The sequence below is a fragment of the Kluyvera sp. CHPC 1.251 genome (genome assembly GCF_036759945.1).
Classification (GTDB): Bacteria; Pseudomonadota; Gammaproteobacteria; order Enterobacterales; family Enterobacteriaceae; genus Kluyvera; species Kluyvera sichuanensis.
Map to the genome: position 1 here is coordinate 371,045 of NZ_JAPKIC010000002.1, position 16,936 is coordinate 387,980.

Annotated in this window: 12 protein-coding genes; 4 read left to right on the plus strand and 8 right to left on the minus strand. The window is 58.0% G+C overall.

What is annotated here, in order from left to right; all coding sequences use genetic code 11:
* The first annotated feature begins 148 nt into the window (after positions 1 to 148).
* Complete coding sequence (locus tag V6940_RS06175) at positions 149 to 1,480, plus strand: MFS transporter (RefSeq protein WP_333495225.1); 1,332 nt, start codon at positions 149 to 151, stop codon at positions 1,478 to 1,480.
* Here V6940_RS06175 and V6940_RS06180 read toward each other — a convergent pair.
* On the minus strand, positions 1,452 to 2,144 hold the full coding sequence (locus tag V6940_RS06180) for an IclR family transcriptional regulator (RefSeq protein ID WP_333495226.1): 693 nt from the start codon (positions 2,142 to 2,144) through the stop codon (positions 1,452 to 1,454). The two genes, V6940_RS06175 and V6940_RS06180, sit on opposite strands and share 29 nt — an antisense overlap.
* Before the next feature lie 61 nt (positions 2,145 to 2,205).
* Here V6940_RS06180 and V6940_RS06185 point away from each other — a divergent pair, with 61 nt between their 5' ends.
* Positions 2,206 to 4,464: an FAD-dependent oxidoreductase gene (locus V6940_RS06185; RefSeq protein WP_333495227.1), complete on the plus strand. Its 2,259-nt coding sequence runs from the start codon at positions 2,206 to 2,208 to the stop codon at positions 4,462 to 4,464.
* A gap of 52 nt (positions 4,465 to 4,516) precedes the next feature.
* Here V6940_RS06185 and V6940_RS06190 read toward each other — a convergent pair whose 3' ends face one another.
* Together V6940_RS06190 and V6940_RS06195 are read right to left on the minus strand one after the other, a co-directional pair.
* A complete protein-coding gene (locus V6940_RS06190; RefSeq protein WP_333495228.1) occupies positions 4,517 to 5,698 on the minus strand; it encodes an amidohydrolase in 1,182 nt (393 codons plus the stop codon).
* Positions 5,699 to 5,710: 12 nt separating this feature from the next.
* Complete coding sequence (locus V6940_RS06195; RefSeq protein WP_333495229.1) at positions 5,711 to 6,904, minus strand: MFS transporter; 1,194 nt, start codon at positions 6,902 to 6,904, stop codon at positions 5,711 to 5,713.
* Positions 6,905 to 7,040: 136 nt separating this feature from the next.
* Between V6940_RS06195 and V6940_RS06200 the strand changes: the two genes are divergently transcribed.
* Positions 7,041 to 7,949, plus strand: coding sequence for a LysR substrate-binding domain-containing protein (locus V6940_RS06200; RefSeq protein ID WP_185667231.1), 909 nt, complete (start codon positions 7,041 to 7,043; stop codon positions 7,947 to 7,949).
* Positions 7,950 to 8,038: 89 nt separating this feature from the next.
* Here V6940_RS06200 and urtE read toward each other — a convergent pair whose 3' ends face one another.
* Genes urtE through urtB form a run of 4 tightly spaced genes read right to left on the minus strand, consistent with a single transcriptional unit; the run spans position 8,039 to position 12,191 of the window.
* Positions 8,039 to 8,737, minus strand: coding sequence for an urea ABC transporter ATP-binding subunit UrtE (gene urtE / locus V6940_RS06205; RefSeq protein WP_333495230.1), 699 nt, complete (start codon positions 8,735 to 8,737; stop codon positions 8,039 to 8,041).
* A gap of 1 nt (position 8,738) precedes the next feature.
* The gene (gene urtD, locus V6940_RS06210; RefSeq protein WP_333495231.1) at positions 8,739 to 9,530 is read right to left on the minus strand and encodes an urea ABC transporter ATP-binding protein UrtD; all 792 of its coding nucleotides are present in this window, start codon (positions 9,528 to 9,530) and stop codon (positions 8,739 to 8,741) included.
* On the minus strand, positions 9,523 to 10,599 hold the full coding sequence (gene urtC, locus V6940_RS06215) for an urea ABC transporter permease subunit UrtC (protein ID WP_333495232.1): 1,077 nt from the start codon (positions 10,597 to 10,599) through the stop codon (positions 9,523 to 9,525). The genes urtD and urtC overlap by 8 nt, the downstream gene beginning before the upstream one ends.
* Complete coding sequence (urtB, locus tag V6940_RS06220) at positions 10,599 to 12,191, minus strand: urea ABC transporter permease subunit UrtB (protein ID WP_442910783.1); 1,593 nt, start codon at positions 12,189 to 12,191, stop codon at positions 10,599 to 10,601. Before urtB ends, urtC begins: the two co-directional genes overlap by 1 nt.
* A gap of 541 nt (positions 12,192 to 12,732) precedes the next feature.
* Between urtB and iutA the strand changes: the two genes are divergently transcribed.
* Positions 12,733 to 14,934: a ferric aerobactin receptor IutA gene (iutA, locus tag V6940_RS06225; RefSeq protein ID WP_333495233.1), complete on the plus strand. Its 2,202-nt coding sequence runs from the start codon at positions 12,733 to 12,735 to the stop codon at positions 14,932 to 14,934.
* Positions 14,935 to 15,655: 721 nt separating this feature from the next.
* On the opposite strand, the gene urtA is transcribed toward iutA, so the two are convergent.
* Positions 15,656 to 16,927: an urea ABC transporter substrate-binding protein gene (gene urtA / locus V6940_RS06230; RefSeq protein ID WP_185667235.1), complete on the minus strand. Its 1,272-nt coding sequence runs from the start codon at positions 16,925 to 16,927 to the stop codon at positions 15,656 to 15,658.
* Positions 16,928 to 16,936: the final 9 nt, after the last annotated feature.

Sequence of the window (16,936 nt, forward strand, 5' to 3'; positions counted from 1 at the left end):
CCGGTTTCATTCCTGTACAAATCTAATACAGATCACACTTCTTAATATCTCGCTTTGCATCCCACTAAGTGTTTCTATAAAAGAAACACTAACAACAATGATATTACGCTTCGTACCCTTTAAAACCTCACATGATGAGAACACCACTATGTCAGAACAACCGATAACAGGATCTGCCGCCCGTTCAACCGGACGGGTACGCTTCTTTGTGCTAGGCCTGGTGTTTATTAATATTATTATCAATTACATGGATCGAACTAACCTCTCGGTTGCCGCCACGCAAATGTCCGGAGAACTGCAGTTTACTCCGCTACAAATGGGGTTAATTTTTTCCGCTTTCGGCTGGATCTACGCCGCGCTACAGATCCCCGGTGGCTTTCTGATTGACCGCCTTGGCTCTCGCCTGGTTTATGGCGTTGGGCTGTTTATCTGGTCGCTGATTACCGCGCTGCACGCCGTCGCTAATAGCTTTGGTTCGCTGGTCGGCCTGCGTTTAGGCGTGGGAGCCTTTGAAGCACCGGTCATGCCGTCGAACAACCGCGTCATCTCCAGCTGGTTCCCGGAGCAAGAGCGCGCGACCGCTATCGGCATCTACTCTTCTGCCCAATTTGTCGGGATGGCGCTGATGACGCCAGTATTGTTCCACGTACAGGATCTCTTCGGCTGGCGAGGTCTGTTTCTGATTACCGGCGTGGTGGGGATGATCTGGGGCGTACTGTGGTACTGCGTCTACCGCGATCCGCTGGATCATAAAACCGTATCGAAAGCCGAACTGGATCACCTGCGCGAAGGCGGTGCCGTGATGGAAAGCCGCGAGAACGCCGCAAAGCGCCCGTTCAGCTGGCAGGATCTTGGGTTGATGTTCAAAAGCCGTAAGCTAATTGGCATCTACTTCGGCCAGTTCACCATCTCCGCCACCTTCTGGTTCTTCCTGACCTGGTTTCCGACGTACCTGGTGCAGTATCGCCATATGGACTTCATTAAATCTGGCTACGTGGCTTCCGTCCCTTACCTTGCAGCCTTCGTCGGCGTGCTGCTGGCAGGATTTGTTTCCGACCGCCTGATCCGGCGTGGCGTCTCCACCAGCTTTGCCCGCAAGGCACCGGTGATCCTCGGCATGGCGCTGACGCTGTTTATTCTCGGCGCCAACTACACCGATAACCCAACGCTCATCATTCTGTTTATGTCCATCGCCTTCTTCGGCAACGGCCTGGCGACAATTACCTGGGTGTTCGTGACCGCTCTCGCGCCACGTCATCTGATTGGCCTGGCAGGCGGCGTATTCAACTTTACCGGCGCACTCTCGTCCATCGTTGTCCCGATTGCTATCGGCGCGCTGATCGACGGACACAACTTTGCCCCAGCGCTCGGCTTCATCGCCGTACTGGCCTGTCTGGGGATTTGCTCTTATCTGTTCGTGGTCGGAAAGATTGACCTCGACGGCGACAGCACTATGCCGTCAGCCGGTCGCAAAGCGTGATCAGTTCAGCCAGCCGCGAAGCCGTTTGCTCTGGGGTGGCGTCGTACATCCCGGCAAAGGCCAGCGCGGCTTTATGAGAACCGAACTGGATAGGCTGCGCGAGGGACAGCTCACCGTCATCGTGCTGCCAGACCACGTGCCCCTGCTGGCGCTGCTGCTGAAGATACGGCGCAATACGTGTCATTTCATCGGCACTGAAGCGCGCCGCTAGCACTTCGTCGCTTTCTGCCGCCAGCAGCGCAATACCGATGACCGACTGACAGGCCGGCATCATATGGAATCCCGCCAGCGCCTGGCTGATATGACTGCCAGGGCGGGAGTGGAAGATGTAGATAACCTGGTCCTCCCACAGGACACCCATTGCCACCACGATATCTTTCGGGGCATAGGTTTCCAGCAAAGGGAGGGCCTTAGAGAACAGCGTGGAACCGCGAATTGCCTGCGCCGCCAGCGCGTGAATGCCAGGTCCTGGTAGGTAGCGACGCTGCTCATCCTGAGTAGTCAGACCGATAGCGGCCATGGTCATCAGCAGGCGATTCACGCGGGTGGGGTTAATGCCCATCAGGCGCGCCAGTTCGCGACAACCAATAGCCCGATCGCTGGAGACCAGATATTGCAGGCAGCGAATGCCGTCGATAAGGCTTTGATTAGGTTGAGACGACATAGCGGGATCCCATTTTTTAAAGACTATTATTTTATCGCCAGAAAGGCAGGAATTACAATTTATGCAAATTTTCCAGCAAACCCATGAACGAGATTTTCCCCACCAGACGCTGCGCACCGATCTTCTGGTCGCTGGCGGCGGTCTGGCCGGGCTTTGCGCCGCCCTCGCTGCCGCCCGTGACGGTTTGCAAGTGGTCCTGGTGCAGGACCGCCCGGTGCTTGGCGGCAACGCCTCCAGTGAAGTTCGTCTGTGGGCTAACGGCGCCACTTCGCATATGGGCAATAACAACCGCTGGTCACGTGAAGGCGGTATCATGGGCGAGATCCTCGAAGAGAATCTGTGGCGTAACAAAGAAGGCAATCCGATGATGTTCGACCTGCTGCTGCTGGATTTAGCGCAGCGCGAGAAGAACCTTACCCTACTGCTCAACACCGCCATTTATGCCGTGAACCGCGAAGGCCAGCGGATTACCGAAGCGACAGGTTTTAACGCCGTCAACGAAACTTTCTACCATATTCAAGCCGCGCAGTTTTGCGATGCTACGGGTGATGGCGTGCTGGGGCATCTCGCTGGGGCAGAGTACCGCATCGGTGCGGAAGATGCCGAAGAGTTGGGCGAAAAAATGGCGCCTGGCGACAATTTCGGTCACAAACTCGGTCACTCCATCTATTTCTATACCCGTAAAAGCAGCGAAGCGGTGAAGTTCGTGCCGCCCTCTTTCGCTCTCCAGGACATTGAAGCTATTCCGCGCTACAAACGCCTGACCTCTACCCTTAACGGCTGCGATCTATGGTGGCTGGAGTGGGGCGGCCGCCTTGATACCGTTCACGACAGCGAACAAATTAAGTGGGAGCTGTGGAAAATCGTCTGGGGCGTGTGGAATTACATTAAAAACTCCGGCGAGTTTCCGGAAGCGGAGAACCTGACCATCGAATGGGTCGGTTCTATTCCCGGTAAACGCGAAAGCCGTCGTTTTATCGGCGATCATCTGCTGTGCCAGCAGGACATCATCGAGCAGCGTGACCATTACGATGCGGTGGGATACGGCGGCTGGTCCATCGACCTGCACCCGGCGGATGGCGTCTACAGCCAGCATGATGGCTGCCGTCAGTTCCACAGCAAAGGCACCTACACTATTCCCTATCGCAGTCTCTACAGCCGCTCGCTGGACAATCTGTTCCTGACCGGACGCCTGATCTCGGCTTCTCACGTGGCCTTCGGCAGCGCCCGAGTGATGTGTACCTGTGGGCTACTCGGGGAAGTCGTTGGCCGCGCCGCCGCGCTGTGCCAACAGCATCAGCTCAGTGCGCCGCAGTTGGCGGAAGCGAATCATATCGGAAAGTTACAGCAGCATTTGCAGCAGTCCGGCTGCTATATCCCACGCCAGCAGCTACGCGATCCGGCGCGCGGCGCTCGGGTCTCCGCCAGCAGTGAAATGGCGTTGAGCGAACTTCCCGCCAGCGGCCGCTGGATGGCGCTGGATGAACGCATGGCGCTGTTGCTGCCCGTGAAGGCCGGTGAGTCGCTTCCGGCGCTGCATTTTACCCTGCGGGCAGCGTCCTCTCAGACGGTGAAAATTAGCCTGTTGAGCAGCCAAAAGGCCGCCAACTACTGCGCAGACACGCTGCTGGATGAACGTACGCTGTCGGTTCAGCAAGCCGGTGAATACCGCGTGGAATTTAACGGCAAGAGCGATACTGACCGCTATCTGTTTATCGCTTTTGAGCGCAACAGCGACGTTGAGATTGCGCTGAGCGATGTAGAGCTACCGGGCATAATGACGGTCTTCAACAGCCAGAATGCTCGCGTTGCGAAGCACCCTCGCCAGGTGGTTGACGGTGATTTCGGCGTTGAGGCATTTGATTTCTGGGTGCCGCGCCGCCGCCCACATCAGGTGATGCCCGCCCTGCGTTTCGCCACACCGCTGCGCTGCTATGACGTGAAAAATCTGCTCAACGGCCGCCTGCGACCGGAACAGCAGACTAACGGCTGGGTACCCGCACCGGATGACGCCGCGCCGCGTTTGACCTGGGAATGGGATACGCCGCAGACAATCCGCTCGCTGACGCTGATGCTGGATAACGATTTCGATAATGCGATGGAAACCGTGCAGATGGGCCATGCCGAGGCGGTTACGCCGCACTGCGCCACCCACTATCGGTTATGGGTTGATAACCTGCTGATTGCAGAAGTGAAAGACAACCACCATTCGCTTTGCCAACATACGCTGGAGACGCCGATGGCGGCGTCAAAAATCACGCTTGAACTGGTAAAATCAGCCGGTGCGCTGCCAGCCGTTTATTCGCTTAACATCAAATAACGCAAAACGGTCCCTCTCCCCTGCGGGGAGAGGGTTAGGCTGAGGGGTAACCCTACTCAAGATTCAACAACTGACCCACCAGCGCAATATGGGTTTTAATCCCTACCGCCAGCGCATCCTCATCAATGCGGAAATGCGGGTTATGCACATTCCACGTCGCCCCTTTTTCTTTATTACCGCAGCCGATAAACAAGAACGTCCCCGGAATTTTCTCCTGGTATGAGGAGAAATCTTCGCTGCCGAACAGCGCCTTCTCTTCCAGCTTCAGCGTGCCCGCCGGGAAGTGGCGGCCAATCGCCTCACGAGCAATCGCGTTGGTTACCTCATGGTTGTTGCCCACCGCGTAGCCTTTCTGCCACTGGATATCGCAGCCCGCGCCGTGCGCTGCCGCAATACCGTTCACAATGCGCGACATCAGCCCCGGTACCGTTTCCCGCACCTGCTGATTGTGGGTACGCAACGTACCTGCCAGGCGCGCACTGTCGGGGATAACGTTATAGCTATCGCCCGCCTGGAAAGTGGCGATGGTTAGCACCGGCGCGGTGCCGGGGTCGATATTGCGCGCCACAATCTGCTGCAACGCTCCCACCATTTCCGCGCCGATGGTCACCGGGTCGATACAGTGCTGCGGCATCGAACCGTGACCGCCCTTACCGCGAATGGTGATATCAAAGTTGTCGCTGGAGGCCACATAAACGCCCTCTTTTAAGGCGATGGTTCCTACCGGGCTGGTCGGGAAAACGTGCAGACCGAAAATATGTTCCACATCGTCCACCACGCCCAGTTCAACCAGCTCGCGCGCGCCGCCCGGCGGCACCTCTTCGGCAGGCTGGAAGATAAACTTGATGCTGCCGTGCAGCCGGTCGCGCAGCTGGCAGATCACTTTGACCGCCCCCATCAGCATCGCCGCATGGGCATCGTGACCGCAGGCGTGCATCACGCCGGGCACGGTTGAGCAGAAGCTTTCACCGCTCTCTTCCTGCAGCGGTAGGGCATCGATATCGGCGCGCAGCGCCCACATCGGCCCCGAATGCGCCCCGCGCAGCACGGCAATCACGCAATTCTCCACCGGGCGACTGATTTCCAGACCGGTAAACGACGCCAGCTCGCGGGCGATATAGTCCGCCGTTGGCTTCTCCTGAAACGATAAATCCGGGTGGGCGTGAATATGACGACGCCAGCGCAGCGCATCTTCAAAGGCCGCAGAGATTAACTGTTCAGTGGTGTGATTCATCAGATTTTCCTTCTACTCAACAACAGGCAGGCTGGCGACGGTACGGCGCTTCATCAGCGGCAGCACCGCCAGAGCGGAGCAGACCATCGCCAGTGACAGAAACGTAAACGCGCTGGCGTAACCGTGGGTGTTCTCCACCAGGTAGCCAATCACGATAGGTGAGACAAAGCCGCCCAGCGTGCCGCCGGTATTGATCAGGCCAATCGCCGAGCCCATCATATTTTCCGGCAGCCGCTTCATCGGCAGCGTAAAGGCGGTGACAAACGTCGCCATCAGGAAGACCTCACCGACGAACAGCAGCAGGCTGGCGGCCAGCGGCGTGGCGGCATGGAAGATGGCAAAAATCGCCACGGCGCTCAGCAGCGCGCTGATGGCAATCACCAGCGGTTCGCGGTTGAGGAAGTATTTGCCCACCAGCCAGCCGGTGCCGAGCGAAGAGATCCAGATCCCAAGACCGCCCGCCGCCACCACATAGCCGGAAGCCGACAGCGACATCCCCATATGCTGGACGAAGAATTTCGGCAGCCACGCCATCAGGCCGTAGCTGGGAATGTTGACGCAGAAAATCGACAGAAACAGCAGGATAACCGTCGGGTTACGCCACAGCGCCGCGCCGGAGACGGACTGCTTTTTCACGCTCGGCGTCACCTGCTGGCGCGGTACGCGCAGCGCAATCAGCGCGGCAATCACGCAGACCATCACCCCCAGTACGGTAAACGAGGTGTGCCAGCCCATCATCGCCAGTGCGTTCACCGCGATAATCGGCCCGATGGTCATCGCCAGCCCCGCGGAGGAGAGCAAAATCGACTGGGCGAAGGTGCGCTTCTCGACGCTGAAATTACTGACCACCGCCTTGGCGCACGAGCACGGATAGCCGGAATGGCCCACCCCCGCCAGAAAACGAAACAGCAGCAGCAGGCCGAAACTCGCGCCCAGCGCACCGAAGCAAAGTGCGAAAATACCCAGCGCCGCCAGCGACAGCACCAGCATGGTTTTGTAACCAATACGGTCGTTCAGCCAGCCAGCAGGCACCTGAAACAGTGAATAGGCGAGGAAGAAGATCCCGGTGATATAGCCCAGCTGTTCGGCGTTCAGGCCAAACTCTTTTTCGATCGGCAATAAAGCAAAGCCGGTCACGGTCTTGTCGATGTAGACAAATACGTAGCCAATAAACAGCAAAAAGATCATTTGAGACTGACTTTTCATTATTTTTCCGCCTTGTGTCTCATGAGGATAGATGTTGTGTGAGGACGATTGCCCCTACGTATCCTGGCCCTTTACCCGAAAGGCGGGAAGATGTAATTTTTCTATAGGTGATGCTTTTTTCTGATAGGGGTAAGCGGTGAAATATTTACCAAAAGTGAACCAGCTGCAGGCGCTAAAGCAGGTGGCGCGCAGCGGCAGCATCCGTGCGGCCGCCCGCGAATTGGGGCAGTCTCAGCCCGCGCTCAGCCGCACGTTGCGTGAGCTGGAGCAAACCCTGGGGACGCAACTTTTACTGCGTAGCAAAGAAGGCATCACCCTGACTGAAGCAGGCTGCGCGTTTTCGCAGCGCGCAGAGTGGGTGCTGGAGGAGCTGCGGCGCGCTGCCGATGAGGTGGAGCAGATAAACCATGCCACTCACGGCCGCCTGACCATCGGCTACTCGTCGCTCATTGCGCTAACGGTGTTTCCCGCCGTCGCCGACGCCTTTAAGCAGGCGCTGCCGCAGGTGGCGCTCACCCTCAAAGAGGGGCAGCTCTCTTCGCTGCTGCCCGGCGTACGCAGCGGTGAGATAGACCTGGCCGTCGGCTCCATCGACCCGATGCACCCACCGGAAGGGGTGATGATTGAGCCGCTATTCACCACGCCGTTTTGCGTGGTGGCGCGCCACGGGCATCCGCTGGCGAATGAGGGAGATTTGATGGCGCTGCGGCGGGCAAAATGGCTGCTGCCAGAGTCGCCGATGGGCTACTACCAGCAGCTACAGAATGAACTCGCCCACTTCTATCGCCAGTTGGCCATTGCGCCGCTGCGTACCGATTCGGTGATCACCGGGCTGAATATGGTGCTGGAATCCGACTACCTGACCATCGTCGCCCGCGCCATGAGCCAGCCGCTTAAACTGGAGGGGAAAATCGTCACGCTGCCGGTCTCCACCCTGCCCGCCGCGCAGTATTGCGCGGTCTGGTCGCAGAAATCAGCGCTCACGGCCAACGCCCAGCAGTTTTTATCGCGGCTGCGCGGGGCGTGTCAGGGGTATAGCTGGTAGGCCTGATAAGCGTAGCGCCATCAGGCAATACGGTGCACATTGCCGGATGGCGGCGTTGCCTTATCCGGCCTACAACGGCCCCCCCACTGTCATATCGCCACTAACTGGCGCACGCCCTGCGCCTCCATTTCGTCGCCGCGCCCACGTTGAATAATTGTGCCGCGCGACATCACCAGGTAGCTGTCCGCCAGCTCGGCGGCAAAATCATAAAACTGCTCCACCAGCAGGATCGCCATATCGCCACGGTTGGCGAGGCTGCGAATCACCGCGCCGATCTCTTTGATCACCGACGGCTGGATCCCTTCGGTTGGCTCGTCGAGGATCAACAGCTGCGGCTTACACGCCAGCGCCCGGCCGATCGCCAGCTGCTGCTGTTGGCCACCAGACAGATCCCCGCCCCGCCGCAGCTTCATTTCGCGCAGCACCGGAAACAGTTCGTAAATCTCCTCCGGCACGCTTTTGGCCTGCGAGCCGGAAAAACGCGACAGCCCCATCAGCAGGTTTTCTTCGACCGTGAGACGCGGAAAAATCTCGCGCCCCTGCGGCACGTAAGCAATCCCCTGCTGCACCCGCTGGTGTGGCTTGCAGTGATTAATTAGTTTGCCCTGCCAGTGCAGCGTGCCGGATTTCGTCGGGATGATGCCCATCAGGCATTTCAGCAGCGTGGTTTTACCCACGCCGTTGCGCCCCAGCAGGCAGGTTATCTCGCCCGGTGTGGTCTCAAACGACAGGCCGCGCAGAATATGGCTGCCGCCGTAATACTGATTTAACTCATTCACCTGTAACATATTAGCGCCCCAGATAGACGTCGATAACCTGCTCATTAGCCTGCACGTCACGCAGCGACCCCTCGGCCAACACCTGCCCCTGGTGCAGCACGGTGACGTGGTCGGCAATGGTTTCAACAAAGCCCATATCGTGCTCCACCACCATCAGCGAGTGCTTGCCCGCCAGCTCACGAAACAGCTCGGCAATATAGTCCGTTTCCGCATCGGTCAGCCCGGCGGCGGGTTCATCAAGTAGCAGCAGATGCGGCTCCTGCACCAGCAGCATGCCGATTTCCAGAAACTGCTTTTGCCCGTGGGAAAGCAGCCCGGACGGGCGATGACGGTGGGCGGTGAGCCGCAGTAGCTCCAGCACTTCATCAATACGATCCCGCTGGCTGCCGTTGAGCGTGGCGCGCAGGCAGGTCCAGACCGATTTATCCATCTTCAGGGCGATTTCGAGGTTTTCCATCACGCTCATCGCCTCAAACACCGTTGGCTTCTGGAATTTGCGACCAATGCCCGCGCGGGCAATCTCTACCGACGACAGCCCCATCAGGTCGACGTTCTGGTCGTAGGTGACTTTGCCGCTGTCCGGCCGCGTTTTGCCGGTGATCACATCCATCAGCGTGGTTTTTCCCGCGCCGTTGGGGCCAATGACGCAGCGCAGTTCGCCGACGCCAATCGACAGAGACAGGTCGGTCAGCGCGCGAAACGAGTCAAAGCTGACGTTGATATTTTCCAGCTGCAGCACCGGGTCGGTGGTTTCGCGATAGCGGTCCTGCGGCTGCGGCTGGGTGAACAGGGAATCAGTCATGCTTCCTCCTTTTGAGCAGGCCAATCACGCCGCGCGGCAGGAACAGGGTGACGAGAATAAACATCAGGCCGAGGAAAAAGAGCCAGAAGTCCGGGAAGGCGACGGTGAAGAAGCTTTTCGCCCCGTTGACGATCCCCGCGCCGAGAATCGGGCCAATCAGCGTGCCGCGTCCGCCGAGCGCCACCCAGATAGCGGCTTCAATCGAGTTGGTTGGCGACATTTCGCTGGGGTTAATAATCCCCACCTGCGGCACGTACAGCGCCCCCGCCAGCCCGCACAGCACAGCGGAGAGCGTCCAGACGAACAGCTTGAAGCCTTTTGGGTCGTAGCCGCAGAACATCAGGCGGTTTTCCGCATCGCGCACGGCGGTTAACACCCGGCCAAACTTGCTGCGGGTGAGCATCAGGCCAATCACCAGCGAGCCCGCCAGCAGCAGCACGGTAGCGACAAACAGCGCAATACGCGTGCCGGTCGCCGATACCGGAAAGCCCAGCAGCGTGGTGAAACCGGTAAAGCCGTTGTTGCCGCCAAAGCCCGTTTCGTTGCGGAAAAACAGCAGCATCCCGGCGTAGGTCAACGCCTGGGTCATGATCGAGAAGTAGACATCCTTAATGCGCGAGCGGAAGGCAAAGTAGCCAAACACCAGCGCCAGCAGGCCGGGAACGAGGATAATCAGGCACAGCGCCCAGGCAAAATGCTGGGTGCCCGTCCAGAACCACGGCAGCTCACTCCACGATAGGAACGACATAAATGCCGGCAGGCCGTCGCCCGACGCCTGGCGCATCAGGTACATGCCCATCGCGTAGCCGCCGAGAGCAAAGAACAGCCCGTGGCCCAGCGACAGCAGCCCGGCGTAGCCCCAGACCAGATCCAGCGCCACCGCCACGACCGCATAGCAGAGGATCTTGCCCATCAGCGTCAGCGTGTAGGTGGAGATAGCCAGCGGATTATCCGCTGGCAGCAGCGCCAGAAACGGCAGCACCAGCAGAACCACCAGCGCCAGTGCCGCCAGCGAGCAGGTCAATCGCGGCGCACGCCGCGCGAGAGTTAACGTAATAGGTTGGCTCATCAGTCAATTACCCGCCCTTTGAATGCGAACAACCCCTGCGGCCGTTTCTGAATAAACAGCACGATCAGGACCAGAATGGCAATTTTGCCCAGCACCGCGCCAATCTGCGGCTCCAGCACTTTGTTCAGCACGCCCAGCCCCAGCGCGGCCACGACGGTGCCAGCCAGTTGCCCTACGCCGCCGGTCACCACCACCAGGAAGGAGTCAATGATGTACCCCTGCCCTAGCTCCGGGCCGACGTTGCCAAGCTGCGACAGCGCCACACCGCCCAGCCCGGCAATGCCGGAACCAAGGCCAAACGCCAGCATATCCACGCGCCCGGTCGGCACCCCGCAGCAGTCCGCCATACGGCGGTTTTGCGTTACCGCCCGCACGTTCATGCCAAGGCGGGTTTTATTGAGCAGCAGCCAGGTCAGCGCCAGCACGCCGATCACGAAGAGGATCACCGCGATGCGGTTGTACGGCAGCACCAGGTTTGGCAGCACGTTCCAGCCGCCGGAAAGCCAGGCCGGGTTCGCCACCTCAAGGTTCTGCGTGCCGAACAGCACGCGCACCAGTTGGATCAGCATCAGGCTGATGCCCCAGGTGGCCAGCAGCGTCTCCAATGGGCGGCCATAGAGGTGGCGAATGATAGTGCGCTCCAGCAGCATCCCGACCAACGCGGTCATAAAGAAAGCCACCGGCAGCGCCACCAGCGGATAAAGCGCCAGCCACTCCGGCGCCAGGCGTTGAAACGCATCCTGCACCATCCAGGTGGCGTAGGCGCCAAGCATCAGCATCTCACCGTGGGCCATATTGATAACGCCCAGCAGGCCGTAGGTGATCGCCAGCCCCAGCGCGGCAAGCAGCAGAATAGAGCCGAGCGAAATACCGCTAAACGCCTGCCCCAGCCAGTCGCCCCACTTCAGGCGCTGCTGCACCTGCTTAAGGCTTTCGGCGGAGGCGGCGCGTACCGCCGGGTCGGGTTCATTTTGCGGTTGCGTCAGTCGGCTGAGGCTCGCCTGCACCTGAGGGTCGCTGGCTTCGCCGAGCAATTTCACGGCGTTGAGACGCTGCGCCGCCCGGCTATCGGAGAGCTGTAAATTGGCGACGGCAATCGCCAGCGCGGTGTGCACACCGGCATCCGCTTCCACTGCCAGACGCTGGCTGAGCATCGGCAGTTGGTCCTGCTGGGCGCTGTTTTGCAAGGTCAGCGCCGCGTTCAGGCGCACCTTCACGTCGTTGCTGACCAGTTGATGCGAGGCTAACGCGCTGGCCACCAGTCCACGAATACGGTTATTCATAAACACTTTTTTGGTACTGCCAGCAGGCGCGGCGCGCCCTTCCAGCGGCGTTAACTGGCCATTTTTTTCCGTAAACAGTTGGCCCTCAGCATCGCTGACCACCGTTTCCTGGCTCAGCGCCTGCAGCAGCGGCAGACGGTCAGCCTGCGGGGCGGCGGCCCATGCCTGAAGCAGCTGTGCCTGCTCGGTACGGCTGGCATGACCATAATCGGCCACCGCACCGGCTCGCGCCGGAAGGCTGGTCAACAGGCCACTTAAAAGGAGAAACAGCAAGGCGGGGAAGTACAGCGCCGCGCGTTGTCTCATCATTATGTTCATCGTTGAATTCCTGTTGGTATACAAGATGGAATTCAATTAGCAATGCGCATGCCAAATATATAACTAATTGATTTTAATAACGTTAAAATAAAAACAATATCTTTATTCAATATTCTACCGCACCGCCACAGCACATCCACGCACGGTAATAGCGCAGTTCGTCATAGGGAAAATAAATAGGTCAGGAAGCGGATCAAAATAATTATTTATGTCCATTTGATTGCTTATTCCATGTTATTTCCGTGGTTATATCAGGACGAAAAAAAATTATTCAAAGTGTGAAGAAATATGCAACTATCAAAATCGGTTGTTGATAATGAGAAACGTTATCTACAAACTTCCCATTTTCATTTTTTCACCTCGCTTGCTGCGTACCGGTCTTTCCCGCTATCGGACGCGGTAGTAACCGTCTCAGGCGATCGCCGTTCCCATCGAACGTCGCGCTCGCCGGGAAACATGCAGCACCTTGCTGCTTCTTTAACTCACTACGCGCATCTTTGGGCCGATCGTTGTCTGCCCGTGCGCAGGAATGATGATGATTAATAAGAAATATACTCTCTGGGCGCTTAACCCCTTGCTGCTTGCCATGATGGCGCCCGCCGTCGCCCAACAAAGCGATGACGAAAATATGGTGATATCCGCCAGCCGTAACAACCGCACCGTAGCCGAGATGGCGCAAACCACCTGGGTTATCGAAAATGCCGAACTGGAACAACAGATTCAGGGCGGTAAAGAACTGAAAGACGCGCTGGCCCAACTGATTCCCGGCCTGGACGTCAGCAGCCAGAGCCGCACCAACTACGGCATGAACGTGCGCGGTCGCCCGCTGGTCGTGCTGATTGACGGCGTGCGCCTCAACTCCTCGCGTACCGACAGCCGCCAGTTGGACTCCATCGACCCATTCAACATTGAACACATTGAAGTGATCTCCGGCGCCACCTCGCTGTACGGCGGCGGCAGTACCGGCGGGCTTATCAATATCGTGACCAAAAAAGGCCAGCCGGAAACTCAGGTCGAGTTTGAAGCGGGTACGAAGAGCGGCTTCAACAGCAGTAAAGATCACGACGAGCGTATTGCCAGCGCCGTTTCAGGCGGTAACGAACATATCTCCGGGCGCATGTCGGTGGCCTATCAGAAGTTTGGCGGCTGGTACGACGGCAACGGCGACGCCACCCTGCTCGACAACACCCAGACCGGGCTACAGTATTCCGACCGTCTGGATCTGATGGGCACCGGGACGCTGAACATTGATGAAAACCAGCAGCTACAGCTGGTGACCCAGTACTACAAGAGCCAGGGCGATGATGATTATGGTCTGAATCTGGGGAAAAACTTCTCCGCGCTTACCGGTGCCACCAAACCTTACGTCAGCAGCGGCTTGAACTCCGACCGTATTCCGGGCACCGAACGCCACCTGATGAGCCTCCAGTATTCCAACAGCAGCTTCCTTGGTCAGGAACTGGTCGGGCAGATTTACTATCGCGATGAGTCCCTTAAGTTCTATCCGTTCCCGACCGTCGACAAGAATATGAAGTTAACCAGCTTCTCGTCGTCTCAGCAGGAAACCAATCAGTACGGCGCCAAGCTAACGCTGAACAGTACGCCGCTGGATGGCTGGCAACTCACCTACGGGCTGGATGCCGATCACGAGCGCTTTACTTCCAACCAGATGTACTTCAATAAGGATCTGGCGAACGCTTCCGGCGGGATGAACAACCAGCAGATTTATACCACCGGGCGCTACCCTTCCTACGACATCAGCAACCTGGCGGCGTTTTTACAATCAAGCTACGACATCAACGAAATCTTCACTCTGAGCGGCGGCGTGCGCTACCAGTACACCGAGAACAAGGTCGATGATTTCGTTGGTTACGCTGTACAGGAGCAAATTGCTTCCGGTGCCATCAAATCCGCCGATGCGATTCCTGGCGGTTCGACAGACTATGACAACTACCTGTTTAACGCCGGTCTGTTAATGCATATCACCGAACGTCAGCAAACGTGGTTTAACTTCTCGCAAGGCGTAGAGTTACCGGATCCGGGCAAATATTACGGTCGCGGCGATTATGCAGCGGCGGTGAACGGCCATCGGGCGCTGACCAACAGCGTCAACGTCAGCGATAGCAAGCTACAGGGCATCAAAGTTGACTCTTATGAGCTTGGCTGGCGCTACACCGGCGATAACCTGCGTACCCAAATCGCGGCTTACTACTCGCTGTCCGATAAGAACGTGAAGGCGAATAAAGATCTGACCATCAGCGTGGTGGACGACAAACGTCGCATTTACGGCGTGGAAGGCGCGGTGGACTACTTTATTCCGGACACCAACTGGAGCACCGGCGGCAACTTCAACGTGCTGAAAACCGAGTCGAAGGTGAACGGCAGCTGGGAAAAATATGACGTGAAGGTTGCGAGTCCGTCAAAAGCCACCGCCTATATTGGCTGGGCACCGGACCCGTGGAGCCTACGCGTGCAGAGCACCACGTCGTTTAAGCTGCGTGACGAAGCGGGCAATGAGATTGACGGTTACACCACTATCGACCTGCTCGGCAGCTATGCTCTGCCGGTTGGTAAGCTAAGCTTTAGCGTCGAAAACCTCTTCGACCGCGATTACACCACCGTGTGGGGTCAGCGTGCGCCAATGTACTACAGCCCAGGCTATGGCCCGGCGTCGCTGTATGACTACAAAGGTCGTGGGCGGACGTTTGGGGTGAACTATTCGGTGCTGTTCTGATATCCAATAAGGGGAGATGCATTTGGGTTTATCACTCCGTTGCGCTCCCCTCCAGCGCTAGCCATATAAACTGCGCGGGCGCTGGGAGCGCGCAAGGGGCGGCCAATCGCCGCCGCCCCCTGCACCCCCGGGCTCTGGCGGCAAAATCGCCGCTGCGCGGTTCCCTCAGCTTATCCCTTCCGGCTTCGGGTCGGGCGCGAGTTCACATCCATGTGAACCACGCCCTCAGCCCACATCCATGTGGGCTGACCCGGCCTACAGGGAACGCTTCGGCGATTTAGACGCCACCCAAAACCGTGCGGTCTTTCAGTTAACAGCAAAAACCAGAGTGACTGAAACGGCGGAGTCCCCGCTGGAAATCGGCGAGACGGAGAATGGAAGACAAGGTCAGGACGCCATGGATGGCGGACTGAGGCGAACCGAGACAGGACAAAATTGCCGGGAGCAATTTTGAACAACGCTTGCGTTGGCCCCGAAGGGGCGAGGCCCATGGATGGGCCGAGTAATCTCGAGTTTCGCCGTGCCGCAGGCTGGAGTTCGTAGGCGAGCGCAGTGCGAAGCACCGATTTCCCTGCGGGGCCGCGGGGATTGTTAAGGGGGATGCGGTTATCCCCCTTAACACGTTCACCGGTGAAGTATCCTCATATTCTACTCAACGTGAAGTGAACGGAACCTTTCACCTTACTAACAAATACCAGGTTATCCCCACCACGACCAAACCTTACTTCCCACCCGTTTTCACCGGCGTATCCGGCTTCTTATCATTCCCAGGAATATACGGGCTCCACGGCTGTGCACGCACCGGCTTATCGGTGTTCCACACCACGTTAAACTGACCGTTCTCTTCAATTTCACCAATCATCACTGGCTTATGCAGATGGTGGTTCGTCGCGTCCATGGTCAACGTAAAACCGCTCGGCGCCGCAAAGGTCTGCCCGGCCATCGCCGCACGCACTTTATCCACGTCGGTCGTCCCCGCCTTCTCAACCGCCTGCGCCCACATATGAATGCCGACGTAGGTCGCTTCCATCGGATCATTGGTCACCACGGTATCGGCATTCGGCAGCTTGTGCGCTTTGGCATAAGCGCGGTAATCCGCAACGAACTTCTCGTTCACCGGATTGCTCACCGATTCGAAGTAGTTCCACGCCGCCAGATGCCCCACCAGCGGCTTGGTATCAATGCCGCGCAGCTCTTCTTCACCGACCGAGAACGCCACTACCGGGACATCGGTGGCTTTGATGCCCTGGTTGGCCAGCTCTTTGTAGAACGGCACGTTAGAGTCGCCGTTGATAGTGGAGATCACCGCCGTTTTACCGCCCGCGGAGAATTTTTTGATGTTAGCCACGATGGTCTGGTAGTCGCTGTAGCCAAACGGCGTGTAGACCTCTTCAATATCTTTATCCTGAACCCCTTTCGAGTGCAGGAAGGCGCGCAGGATCTTGTTGGTGGTGCGCGGATAAACATAGTCAGTGCCAAGCAGGAAGAAGCGCTTCGCGCTGCCGCCGTCTTCACTCATCATATATTCCACCGCCGGAATCGCCTGCTGGTTTGGCGCCGCGCCGGTATAGAAGACGTTTGGCGACATCTCTTCACCTTCGTACTGCACCGGGTAGAACAGCAGGCCATTCAGCTCTTCAAACACCGGCAGCACGGATTTACGCGATACCGAGGTCCAGCAGCCGAACACCGCCGCCACTTTATCCTGGGTCAGCAATTGGCGCGCTTTTTCCGCGAACAGTGGCCAGTTGGAGGCCGGGTCAACCACTACCGGCTCCAGCTTTTTGCCCAGCACGCCGCCCTTGGCGTTGATCTCATCGATGGTCATCAGCGCTACGTCCTTCAGTGGCGTTTCGGAAATCGCCATGGTGCCGGAGAGCGAATGCATAATGCCGATTTTAATGGTGTCTGCTGCGTACGCCTGCAAAGAGAAGCCCATGCTCAAAAAGGTGGCCGACAGGGCAAATGCTTTCAGTAAAGAACGTCTTTTCATGACCAAAAC

Bases quoted from the DNA above. Each gene is read 5' to 3' on its own strand.
- urtE (WP_333495230.1), bottom strand. From the start codon at position 8,737: ATGTTACAGGTGAATGAGTTAAATCAGTATTACGGCGGCAGCCATATT.
- urtA (WP_185667235.1), bottom strand. From the start codon at position 16,927: ATGAAAAGACGTTCTTTACTGAAAGCATTTGCCCTGTCGGCCACCTTT.
- iutA (WP_333495233.1), top strand. From the start codon at position 12,733: ATGATGATTAATAAGAAATATACTCTCTGGGCGCTTAACCCCTTGCTG.
- urtB (WP_442910783.1), bottom strand. From the start codon at position 12,191: ATGATGAGACAACGCGCGGCGCTGTACTTCCCCGCCTTGCTGTTTCTC.
- V6940_RS06195 (WP_333495229.1), bottom strand. From the start codon at position 6,904: ATGAAAAGTCAGTCTCAAATGATCTTTTTGCTGTTTATTGGCTACGTA.
- V6940_RS06180 (WP_333495226.1), bottom strand. From the start codon at position 2,144: ATGTCGTCTCAACCTAATCAAAGCCTTATCGACGGCATTCGCTGCCTG.
- V6940_RS06175 (WP_333495225.1), top strand. From the start codon at position 149: ATGTCAGAACAACCGATAACAGGATCTGCCGCCCGTTCAACCGGACGG.
- V6940_RS06190 (WP_333495228.1), bottom strand. From the start codon at position 5,698: ATGAATCACACCACTGAACAGTTAATCTCTGCGGCCTTTGAAGATGCG.
- V6940_RS06185 (WP_333495227.1), top strand. From the start codon at position 2,206: ATGCAAATTTTCCAGCAAACCCATGAACGAGATTTTCCCCACCAGACG.
- urtC (WP_333495232.1), bottom strand. From the start codon at position 10,599: ATGAGCCAACCTATTACGTTAACTCTCGCGCGGCGTGCGCCGCGATTG.
- urtD (WP_333495231.1), bottom strand. From the start codon at position 9,530: ATGACTGATTCCCTGTTCACCCAGCCGCAGCCGCAGGACCGCTATCGC.